This is a genomic window from Bdellovibrionota bacterium (assembly GCA_040386775.1).
Classification (GTDB): Bacteria; Bdellovibrionota; Bdellovibrionia; order Bdellovibrionales; family JAEYZS01; genus JAEYZS01.
In genome coordinates this window covers 42,459-53,135 of sequence record JAZKEU010000022.1, presented here as the reverse complement: position 1 = coordinate 53,135, position 10,677 = coordinate 42,459, and the positions used below count along the sequence as shown (strand labels likewise).

Here is a 10,677-nt window from a genome sequence, read left to right as displayed (position 1 = left end):
AACGAGACCAAGAGAGTGTTTTTTATCCGAGCTGTTTTTTTGAAAAAGTGCACTCCGGGATCCCAATCTTGGGAGATCGAAAGACCATTAAAAACCTTGGTGAGAGCGTAGAGTCCTTTGAAAGATTCCTTAGGCAGAATAAATTTTTCTATAAACCCAATTCTATAAAAATTGTGATCAAAGAATCAGCAAATCTATCTGTTTCGGCGAATGAAATACTTATGAGTGCTGAGCAGGCTAAAGATCTTAAGCTCTTTAGAAAAAGTCTACTGAAGTCTTGGTTCTTGGGGTTTGCTTCTAAGCAAGTTCGTGATGATAAGTTCACTCAGGAAGTAGTGAGTGATATTTTTCTTTATGTTTTTTGGAATGAAATCAACTGGGAAAAGGAATTTAATTTCAAACGTTGGTTGAAGTACGTTTATTCAGAAAAAGACATTTGTAGAACTGATTTTGTCCCTGCTGAGACAGGTCCGTTTTGTGATTTGATTGCGATGGCTAAAAACACTCAACGCAGAGAGTTTGATCAAATTTCCATTTGGTCTATGAGGCCTCTGGTAGTGAATCGAATTCTGCACTACTACGATCAGATGCCGCTTAAAGAAAAATTAGGATTTGCCAAGTATTGGATGCGTTTTGCTGGAACTTTTGAAGGCAAACTCCCTGAAAAAAATTTGAATTTTCAAAATTTCTCTAATGTTTATAACATGTATATGGAACAATTTATCGGAAAGCTCTTGAACGCGAAATTCGAAGAGTATTTAACCGTGGATTACATTTTTGAGTTTGATATTCCTCAGGTGGAATCTCTGGTTTCATTTAAAAATGAACTTCCATTCTATATGCAAAAAAATATCCTTTTTAAATTTAAAAACAATACTTATATCAACCTCAGAAATGGCTCAAAGCTTGTAACAAGCAAAAGCTTGGCTCGCCATTGGGTCTTAGTCCAAAACTCTTTCCCTGAGCTAAAAGAAGTTAAGGGCTTACCGGCTGATTACTTAACGATCATCCAAGCCAAGAAAGACTATGATCTACATAAGTTCTATGAAAAGATTGATGATATCTCAGACTTCCCTTGGGTCGAGGAATTTGATTCCTTAACGATCTATATTCCATCTTTAAAGCTGCTGGGTCGCTTGGCTCCTAATGAAGTAAAAAGCCAGGACATCAAGAGCTTATCTCTTAATCCAAGGCTTGAGGTAATTCTAGGTTGGAACCCCGTCCAGGTTCACTGATCAAAATATATAGGACAAGTAGATTGACCTATTTCCTGAAAAATCCGTAAACTTATAGGAATGAAAAAAACAGACAAGCCAAAATCCTCTTCCAATAAACTCGAAGATCGTATTGATGAACTCGAAGATCAATTGGAGCAAAAAGATGCAGAAATTAAAACCTTCAAAAAGGAATTGATTACGCTCAATCATCATATTGAATCTCTGATTGAGAAGTTGAACGGCCAGCTAAAAATCGCCAATAAAATTCAAGAAAAATTAGTACCTACAGAGTTTCCAAATATTCCTGGCTTTGAATTCAGCACAAAATTTCAGGCCAGTTATATATCGGGTGGAGATTATTTTGATATTTTTGAAATCGAGGACAGATTTCGTTTTTCGCTTTTACTTTCAAGCTGTAGTGGTTACGGGATTTCCTCGCTGTTTCTTTCGGTGCTATTAAAGCTCACTTCGCATATAGAGACTAAAAAGGGTGCTCCACCAGAAAAAGTGTTTGCGATGATCACAAAAGAATTGATTCCTCAAATTAGCGATCAAGATACGGCGAATCTTTTTTACGCAATGATCAACAGAAGAAGTTATGAAATGAGCTACTGCCACCATGGTAAAAACTTAGCATTTCTATACAAGGCGGCGGAAAAGGAACTGGTAGAGCTTGAACCAACAGGTGAGGCCTTCACTAAGAGTTTTAAGGCAAAAATCAAAAGCGAGACGATATCCCTTAATCCCAAAGACTGTTTAATCTTGCTTACTGAGGGTATTCATCAGGTCAAGAACGCTAAAGGCGTGGCACTGGACGTTAATAGAATTAAAAAGATGATTATGGAAAATGCTAAGAAAACACCACATCAAATGAGAAACGAAGTCTTCTTCCAAATCCAAAAGTGGAATGGCGGCAAAGAATTAAGCAAAGATGTGACAGTGCTAGTTGCTGAAGTTAAAGACAGAGTCCTGAAATTAGCCAAATCGTAACATACGAAAACTACCGTGCGACGGGCCTAAAGCCGTGAGTCAATCTCCTCTGAGATTTGTACTGGCGAAAGTTTCACTCTTATTTTAAGCTATAGGAATGGAAAAACTCAAAAACCTTTTCAAACAAAAAGCGGATCAACTTGCAACTCAAAACAAAGAAATGCTCAAAGAGCATGGCGCAAAGAAAGCTGGCGAAGTAACACTTGCACAGATTTATCAAGGTATGCGCGGAATTACTGGCATGGTTTACGAGACATCACTCCTAGATGCCAATGAAGGAATTCGCTTCAGAGGATTTACAATTCCTGAATTGCAAGACAAGCTTCCAAAGGCCAAGGGCGGATCAGAGCCACTCCCAGAAGGTTTATTCTACCTATTATTAACAGGAGAATTGCCAACGGCGGCGGATGTTGAAGAGTTAAGAAAAGACTGGGCCAAAAGAAATAAAATTCCTGCACACGTTTACAAAACACTAGATGCTCTCCCAATTGAAACTCATCCAATGACTCAATTTGTAGTTGGTGTAATGGCGCTGCAAACAGAATCAATTTTCCAAAAGAAATATGCAGAAGGTGTGAGCAAGAAAGATTATTGGTCTTATATTTATGAAGATTCAATGAACTTGATTGCATGTCTTCCAGAGGTGGCTGCCTACGTTTACCGACGTAAATATAAAAGCGGAAAGAAAATCGATTCTAAGCCTGAATTGGACTGGGCAGGAAACTTTGCTCATCTATTAGGATATGAAAACGAAAGCTTTAAAGAATTAATGAGAATGTATCTCACAATCCACTCGGATCATGAGGGTGGGAACGTTTCTGCACACACGACGCATCTTGTGGGTTCAGCATTGAGCGATCCATATTTATGTTTTGCGGCTGGTATGAATGGACTTGCGGGACCATTGCACGGATTGGCGAATCAAGAAGTGATCAAGTGGATCTTTGAAATGCAAGAAACTCTTAAAACTGATGTTCCATCAAAAGAGCAAATTACAGAATACGTTAAGAAAACATTGGCTGATGGAAAAGTTGTTCCGGGGTACGGCCACGCCGTTCTTAGAAAGACAGATCCACGATTTACGGCGCAACAAGTATTTGCTAAAAAGCATATGCCTGACGATCCAGCGGTTAAAACAGTATGGCAAATTTATGAAACTGTTCCGCCAATCTTACAATCCTTAGGTAAAATCAAAAATCCATGGCCGAATGTGGATGCCCACTCCGGTGCATTACTCATCCACTATGGAATGAAAGAATACGAATACTACACTGTTCTGTTCGGGGTGAGTCGCGCGCTAGGAGTATTGGCGGCGGGAATTTGGTCAAGAGCTCTGGGGTTCCCTCTAGAAAGACCAAAATCTGTAACGACAGAAAATGTAAAAGCTTGGATTAAGGGTGAAGATCAGATCTGGGGTGAATAGTATAAAAAATTCCAAGACCTAGGTCTAAGCTCACACATTAAACACTAAAAGTTTAATCAATTTATGTCGATGATTTTTGAGAATGAAAACTTTTATTTTTCTATTATTTTTATCATTTCAATTATTACTTCACCTGCCATTTCAAAGCGCCGTTGCTTCAATGGTGTCGACTGCCGATGACCTCGCATCTCGTGAAAAGGATTTAGTCCCGGGAGTTTTTAGGAGTTCTGAAAAAGTAGTAGCTGAGTATATTTCTCAAGCTCAAGACGCCGAAAAAATAGTTTGTAAAACAGACAACGAATTCCATCGCTTGAGTGCCCAAAACATTTGGGCGGAAATACAGGCCGCAGCAAAAATTCAAAAGCTTACAACTCAAAAATTTGCCGAAACATGCAGTTCATTGAAGCAGAATAATATGGGGCTTTGCCAAGAAACTCCAATGGCGTTACTTAATCATTATAAAAATATTCAAGCGTGTATTTATGCACGCGTAGAAGAGCGAACTCCAGTGCTCACGCAAAAATTGGGTAAAAGAAAAATATTATCTTGTTCTTCAAAATCTAATTTTGATGTTTCTGATGCAAAAAAATTCTTAAATGAAGACGTATATTATGTGAACCCCAATTATACGACGTTTTCTTTTGAAGACATTCGCCAATTGGAGGAGCTAGACAATACATTATGTAAGGTGGGTACAAAGGCGACAGACTTGAAAGTCACCCTTATTGGAAATGCATTTGCAAAATGCATTGCTCCCAACCCAATTTTTGCAAAATGCTTAAAAAGCATGTGCGCAAAAATTGATGGCTCTTGTGTAACCAAGCACAAGAGTTCATGCCTAGAAAAATTAGATGATCTAGAGAAAGATTTCAATCGAGAACAAATAAATAAATGTTACTGGGGAGAAGTTGCAAATCCTACTGATCTTAAAACTAAAACCTTAAATGAACAGTGTAGAAAGGGCAAAAATTTTGCAAAATTGGATGCAAGTGTTAACGAAGTAAAGCCAAGTATTATGGGAACATGTAATCGTTCTGTCCGAGGCTGCATTGCATCCGTAAATAATGCATTTGAATTAAATCAAAGTGGATCTATTTGCATTTTAAATAAAATCAATTCGAGTTCAAGTAGCTCTGGTGTTGCTTCAAAATAACGTCTCATATTGAGATAAAATTCTTTAGAAACTGTTGATATATTCTTCATCAGCAGTAAAAAATGATTTATTTTCAGAACCTTAGCACGGATCGCCTCAGATTACGCCGATAATGTATATATCAAAGAAAATACATCTTATGGAGTAATAATATGAGTTCAAAAATTCTACTGGTGGGCAGCGATGCAGAAGCAACAAGAGAAGTTAGAAATCTTTTAACATTGAATAAACTCTATAAGGTTATTCAAGCTGCTGACGGCCATGAAGCTGTTAGAAAATTATCACAAGATAAGATGAATCTTATTATGTGTGATATGGATATTCTTACAGAAGAAAAAATGAACGTCGTAAAAAACTTTAGAGGGTTGGGTTATGGCTGCCCAGTTATAATGTTGTCACGTGCAATTGCTCCAAAGGCCCATGAACTTTTAAAGACATTTCCAAAATCTGTAATTATGGAAAAGCCATTCGAGCACAAGCATTTTTTTGGGGTGATCAGTAAGCTTTTGGAAGGTAGAGAAGTTCCTCAGCAATCCCACAAGAGATTCTATACAAACCAAGAAACTGTCGTAGAGCAAATTGGTAAAAATAAACAATACGAATGTTCTATGTTAAACCTCTCTAAAGGTGGCGCTTATCTTGAAATCGCAGACGCAGCGGCAGATGTGCGTGGCATTGTTAAAATGAAAGTTAGCCTTAATGAAGTGGACAAACAATACGAAGTGAATGCAAGAGTGGTTTGGAATTCAAAGAGCTCCATTTGGGGTAAGGGTCAGGGTGTAGGCGTAGAATTTATCCAAGCAAAAGATGTTTATCGAAATCTTCTTAACAATCTTTGATGTTCAGGATTCATCCACAGGGACTGGAAGATTTTTTGTTCATGCTTGATATCGCCGGACTTAATTTTAATAAAAGGGATCTTTGGAAGGTCTCTTTGCTTTTTTAAAAAATCCAATCCCTTTTCAAAAATCAATTCATTCGTGTAAATCGCATCGATCAATCCTAATTCTTGTGCTTGGTAGCTCGAGAAATTGTTCGCATTCAAGAGTAGATTCATTAAGTTCTTTTTCGAAACACGCAGTTTAAGGCGATGTCCGCCTCCCCAGCCCCAAGAAAGACCAATGCGACGTTGCCACATACCGAACAATGCAGAAGGTGTTGCGTAGACAGTGTCAAATGCAGAGATCCATTCAATGCCGCCACCGAGGCAATCTCCGGTCACTAAGCAGATTGTCGGCACTGGCATTTTATTGAACTCATTTAGAATCTTTGTAATCTCTTTATTGATTTTAATGCCTTGGGCTTTGTTTTTGAGTTTTGCGTAGTCGCTAAGATTTCCGCCAGAGCAAAAAACTCTCTGATCTGAAGTCAGAAGTAATCCTTCGATTTTATCTTTTTTCACATGCTTGATGATTTTTTGCAGTTCTTTCGCGCACGCAATTCCAAAACAGTTGGATTGCGCAGAATTATCAAAATAAGCGATAAGTATTTTTTCTCGAACTTCGATTCTAAAGTACTTAAGGCTTTTCATAATTACGGGGCAGACTCAACACATGGAACTTCAGGATTGTTGTCTGGGCAGTAAGCTGGCGGAGTACTTCCGGGTTTGAAATCCACCATCAATTGGCAAACTTCAGCAGGATGCTTTTTTCCTTCAAGATCAAGTAATGTGCTGTAGCAGGTTTTTAGATTTGAAGCGAGATAAGGTAAGTCTCCTGAAAAAGAAGTCACATAGTGCACTCGTTTATCCTCTCCGTTTTCGTCTTTTCCATACATTTCGTATTCGAGATAGGTCACATTAATCTCGCAATTTACAAAATTATAGCAACGCCCTTCATCCACCATTTTCTTAGGGAGCTTTTCTTTCACAACATATTTTGCCAAAGAATAGAAAATTGGAACTTCAGGCTCCTGAATGGAATTAAACACCCAAAAATTCTGTTCCATCGGCAGTGGGCAGTCTGTCCACCAAATATAAAATGGTGGCTTAACAAAAGTGCACGGCCATTCTTTCTGCAATTCGATTACGGGATTCTCCATCTCTTCTGGAGAAGATGGTTCTTTATAATCCGTTAACAAAATTCTCAAATCTCTATTGTGATATAAATTACCTTCGACGGTCATATCTCCATTCTTTGCATCTACCACTTGTGCAGCTTTGTACCCAAGGCCCTGGAAATCTCCTGTATAAAGCTTAGCTTGAATTCTAAATAAAGCCCATTCGCCATGTCCCATGAGAAGAGGAGTCGCGCCATCAGTAGCATCGACAAAAGCCTGTCTCATATTCTGAATGGTTTGTGGATTGACAGGTTTATCATTTTCTAAAGGCTTATCTTCTATACAAGAAGTAATAGAAAGAGTCATCGTGACAGCAAAGAGTAAAAATTTAATTGTTTTCATTTATATTGAATCCCATCCGCCTAGCCAAAAAGGCATTGGAAATATTTTTTCTAAAACTTGAACTGTCGAAGGTTCAAACCCCTTCACATCAGAAATTTTTGTTGGCCCAAACATCAAAGGAATAATATCGATCGGATCTTTCGTATTGAGATATTGCGATGTTGTACCAAACCAATACTCATCACCTTGTTTTTCTAGAACTAAATTTGTAATCCCAAGATCCATTCTGGCGTGTCTATGAATTTTTTTGAAAAAGGCTTCTTCGTTGATCAATTTGATCATTCCTAAGAACCCTTCAGTTCTAATGGCACCTTTTTCTACGCACTCATCGATGAGGTTTTGCGAGTGATTAGGGGCAATGATTTTGATCTCTCTTTTTTGATCTTCTTGAATAAACTTTAGAAGCTGCATGATTTTAGAAACCCCGCCGCCCCACTCGTGGATGTAGCCACCAAGGTCAGCGCCTTTTCCTTCGACGCAATAAGCTCCAAGGGCTCCATTGGCTTCCCAAAGAGTGTACACATTCGAATTTGGAATATTTAAATATTTCCTTACTTCATCAGGATTTCTAAAAGTAGAAACCGTATGTTGGCTCATAAGTTTGTGCAGTGCCATGGGATCAACATTGGGAGTTTTAAGAATTTTATATTGAGTATCTCGTGTTACATCAAAGTTTGAATCAATTGCTAGATTGATTTCGTACCCAGCCAAGGCGAATCCGATTTTTTGATAGAATTCATGAAGGTTGGTCCAAAGAATTGCAAAGTCACAATCTTGTTTTCTGGCCAGGTCAATGCAGTCATTGAGTACTGTCCTTGAAAGTCCTTGATTTCGGTATTTATCATGAGTCACTACGCTACCGATGGCTCCAGCTTTAAAGATCGCCACAGGAGTTTTGATGATGTGAGGCTTGAGGGCTGCGTGAGATAAAACCTGATTTCCTTCCGTAATTATCCGGAGGTTATGGATATTTTCTTGATTTAGAGCCGTCGGATACTCCGAGGTGATGGACCACTTGTTTTGTGGGCGTAAGTTTTGGTCCAAGAATTTTACTAAATCTTTGTACTCTTCTTGGGTTGGGGCATGAGCTATGAGTGTGTTGTTACCTTGAATTTTATCCATACAATAAGTATAGCAAAGAACCTATTGAGGGTATGCTTTGAGCCTTCAAATCGAGACCATAGCCCATTTGACATGGCGGGACTTAAGGCCTATATATATGAGCCTATGCCTAACAAATCAGAAAAATGGAAAGAAAACAAACCAGGTAAGTTCTATGTGGATCAATCCTGCATATCTTGCGACGCTTGCGTTTGCGCAGCTCCTGATAACTTCACTATGAATGATGAAGATGGGCATGCTTTTATCACAAAACAGCCTGGGACAGCTCAAGAAGAAGAAGCGTGCAAAGAAGCAATGGAAGGTTGCCCGGTTGAGGCAATCGGAAACGATGGCGAAGAGTAAAGAATCTTTCTCTGAAAAACACAAACGCGTTAAAAAAATCATCTCACTTCTAGCAAAAGAATATCCAGATGCACACTGTGCTCTTGATCACGAAAATGCGTTTCAACTTTTATTAGCAACAATTTTATCCGCGCAATGTACAGATGAACGTGTGAATAAAGTGACGCCGGCATTGTTCAAAAGATTTCCGACACCGCAAAGTTATTTGAAGGCAGATATTTTGGAAATCGAAGAGTTTGTGCGTACGACTGGATTTTTCAAAAATAAAGCTAAGAATATCAAGGGTTGTGCAGAGCAATTGGTAGCAAAACACAAAGGCGAAGTTCCGCAAACTATGGAAGAGCTTCATGCGCTTCCAGGAGTGGGCAGAAAAACGGCCAATGTTGTACTGGGAAATATTTTTGGAATTCCGGGAATGGTGGTCGATACGCACGTAACAAGACTTTCTAACCGCATGGGTTTTGTTAAAGGAACGGACGCTGTGAAGCTGGAATTGGAACTTCAAAAACTAGTTCCCGAAAAAGATTGGACCATGTACTCACATTACTTGATCACCCACGGAAGAGCGATATGTACCGCAAGAAATCCTGACTGCAAAAATTGTTTTCTCAACAAAAATTGCCCGCAATTGCCTTATTCCAAGTAACCCAATATTCTGTCTATATTGTAAACACTCGAGATGACAATTTGTCAGTTCAATGATTTTTTTTATTTTTTAATGGCAATTCATTTTTATTAAAAAATATCAACAATATTAAACACTTATGATAGAAGCGTGTAATTTCTAAGTACCTGATTTCCTTGGTATAAATATTGTAATTAAACATTACAGAATATTTTTTAGTGGAGATTTTATGTTGTCTTCAAAGTCCAAAGTTATATCCCTGATAGTTAGCCTATTGGTTGTAATGCAATTTACAACGGTACATGCCTCTGATTTAACGTGCAGTGGTCTTTTTAAGGAAGCCTTATCAAGAGATAAAAAGAGTGAAGATGCAAATCCAATTTCTTCATTGATGGTCATTAATTTAAAACTTAAACACAAACTACCTATCAGTGCTTATATCGAAATAATTGGTTATAAAAAATTCTATGATAGTAATGGAGTAGAGGTAGGAGTTTCTACTTTATTCCAACCCATTCAACACAATATAAATAATTTAAAAGAAAGCCGCAGTGGATTAGATAAATATCGCACAGAAATTGACGAGCACAATTCAAAACTTTTTGAAAAAATGGGATTTAAAGAATCAGAAGATCCAATTTTTGGAAAGTATATGTCGGAAGTTCCTAATCCCAAATTATTTGAATACTTAAGGGCGCAATACAACGCCCGCGCTCCAGCAGACATGCAAATAAACATGGGGCTTTATCAATCTAAAGTAGTGTCTGCTCATCAAACGGAGTATGTTAAACACTGGGTAAAAGATGGAACCATGGCTCTCAGCGATCCTAAATGGGGTTCGGTGTTTGGCTTGAAGCCCGCGCAATTGTCCGAAAATATCACTGAAGGTAAAGAGAGAAATAGTCTTTACAGGCATGATCTGGAGCACTTTGCTTCAATTTTTTTAATTCCTAAAAAAATTATTGATACAAACAGACAGATCGGAAGTTTTTGGGAAAAAGTACTTCGCCATATGCGTTCAGAGATTGCCAAAGGAAAAGTTTTAAAAGGTTCTCCGGAATGGCGTGCAATGATGGACGATGTTTATATTTATAATCGTCGCTTTCATAGTTTAACGCATTTACTAGGTATATTGGTTCGCTCTAATGGATCTGTAGATGTGAATAGCCAAGAGATAAAAGACTTTGGATTCGTCGCACGTGTAGAAACCCCAACGATTCACTGGGTAGGATTGGGCTATAGACCAAACTGGGTAACTAGAAACAGTTTGCCGTTTGAAAGCCGTTTATTGTCCTTAGGTTTAGAACAGTCTGTGGTTGCAAATAAAAATATCACCATAACAGATGCTTACGCAGCTGTGACTAACGAAGGAATACAGCAAGCCATTCATTTTGTAAATAAACAG

11 protein-coding genes are annotated in these 10,677 nt (G+C 38.3%); 8 read left to right on the top strand and 3 right to left on the bottom strand.

The annotated features are described in order from the left end of the window. The 5 genes from V4596_13715 to V4596_13695 all read left to right on the top strand — a co-directional run. Positions 1-1,235 (top strand): hypothetical protein (locus V4596_13715; GenBank protein MES2770198.1); only part of this gene is annotated, 1,235 nt, incomplete at its 5' end. 60 nt (positions 1,236-1,295) lie between these two features. Further along, complete coding sequence (locus V4596_13710) at positions 1,296-2,207, top strand: SpoIIE family protein phosphatase (GenBank protein MES2770197.1); 912 nt, start codon at positions 1,296-1,298, stop codon at positions 2,205-2,207. A gap of 97 nt (positions 2,208-2,304) precedes the next feature. Beyond that, positions 2,305-3,630 (top strand): citrate (Si)-synthase, eukaryotic, encoded by a 1,326-nt coding sequence (locus V4596_13705; protein MES2770196.1) that lies wholly within the window; start codon positions 2,305-2,307, stop codon positions 3,628-3,630. Between the two features lie 82 nt (positions 3,631-3,712). Continuing rightward, a complete protein-coding gene (locus tag V4596_13700) occupies positions 3,713-4,783 on the top strand; it encodes a hypothetical protein (protein MES2770195.1) in 1,071 nt (356 codons plus the stop codon). A 152-nt stretch (positions 4,784-4,935) separates the two neighbouring features. Further along, positions 4,936-5,622 (top strand): response regulator, encoded by a 687-nt coding sequence (locus tag V4596_13695; protein MES2770194.1) that lies wholly within the window; start codon positions 4,936-4,938, stop codon positions 5,620-5,622. On the opposite strand, the gene V4596_13690 is transcribed toward V4596_13695, so the two are convergent. From V4596_13690 to V4596_13680, 3 genes are read right to left on the bottom strand one after another with little or no spacing between them, the layout of a single operon-like run. Then, positions 5,595-6,314 carry an enoyl-CoA hydratase/isomerase family protein gene (locus tag V4596_13690; GenBank protein MES2770193.1) on the bottom strand — a complete coding sequence of 240 codons (720 nt, stop codon included), beginning with the start codon at positions 6,312-6,314 and terminating at the stop codon, positions 5,595-5,597. The genes V4596_13695 and V4596_13690 overlap by 28 nt on opposite strands. A gap of 2 nt (positions 6,315-6,316) precedes the next feature. Then, positions 6,317-7,183 (bottom strand): hypothetical protein, encoded by an 867-nt coding sequence (locus V4596_13685; GenBank protein MES2770192.1) that lies wholly within the window; start codon positions 7,181-7,183, stop codon positions 6,317-6,319. After that, positions 7,184-8,305 (bottom strand): GNAT family N-acetyltransferase, encoded by a 1,122-nt coding sequence (locus V4596_13680; protein MES2770191.1) that lies wholly within the window; start codon positions 8,303-8,305, stop codon positions 7,184-7,186. 105 nt (positions 8,306-8,410) lie between these two features. Between V4596_13680 and V4596_13675 the strand changes: the two genes are divergently transcribed. The 3 genes from V4596_13675 to V4596_13665 all read left to right on the top strand — a co-directional run. Beyond that, positions 8,411-8,647, top strand: coding sequence for a ferredoxin (locus V4596_13675; GenBank protein ID MES2770190.1), 237 nt, complete (start codon positions 8,411-8,413; stop codon positions 8,645-8,647). Next, positions 8,634-9,293, top strand: a complete 660-nt coding sequence (gene nth, locus V4596_13670) for an endonuclease III (protein MES2770189.1) — start codon at positions 8,634-8,636, stop codon at positions 9,291-9,293. Before V4596_13675 ends, nth begins: the two co-directional genes overlap by 14 nt. 208 nt (positions 9,294-9,501) lie before the next feature. Beyond that, positions 9,502-10,677: hypothetical protein (locus tag V4596_13665; GenBank protein ID MES2770188.1), on the top strand; the 1,176-nt coding region annotated here is incomplete at its 3' end.

Bases quoted from the DNA above. Each gene is read 5' to 3' on its own strand.
- nth (MES2770189.1), top strand. From the start codon at position 8,634: ATGGCGAAGAGTAAAGAATCTTTCTCTGAAAAACACAAACGCGTTAAA.
- V4596_13675 (MES2770190.1), top strand. From the start codon at position 8,411: ATGCCTAACAAATCAGAAAAATGGAAAGAAAACAAACCAGGTAAGTTC.
- V4596_13710 (MES2770197.1), top strand. From the start codon at position 1,296: ATGAAAAAAACAGACAAGCCAAAATCCTCTTCCAATAAACTCGAAGAT.
- V4596_13705 (MES2770196.1), top strand. From the start codon at position 2,305: ATGGAAAAACTCAAAAACCTTTTCAAACAAAAAGCGGATCAACTTGCA.
- V4596_13700 (MES2770195.1), top strand. From the start codon at position 3,713: ATGAAAACTTTTATTTTTCTATTATTTTTATCATTTCAATTATTACTT.
- V4596_13685 (MES2770192.1), bottom strand. From the start codon at position 7,183: ATGAAAACAATTAAATTTTTACTCTTTGCTGTCACGATGACTCTTTCT.
- V4596_13690 (MES2770193.1), bottom strand. From the start codon at position 6,314: ATGAAAAGCCTTAAGTACTTTAGAATCGAAGTTCGAGAAAAAATACTT.
- V4596_13680 (MES2770191.1), bottom strand. From the start codon at position 8,305: ATGGATAAAATTCAAGGTAACAACACACTCATAGCTCATGCCCCAACC.
- V4596_13695 (MES2770194.1), top strand. From the start codon at position 4,936: ATGAGTTCAAAAATTCTACTGGTGGGCAGCGATGCAGAAGCAACAAGA.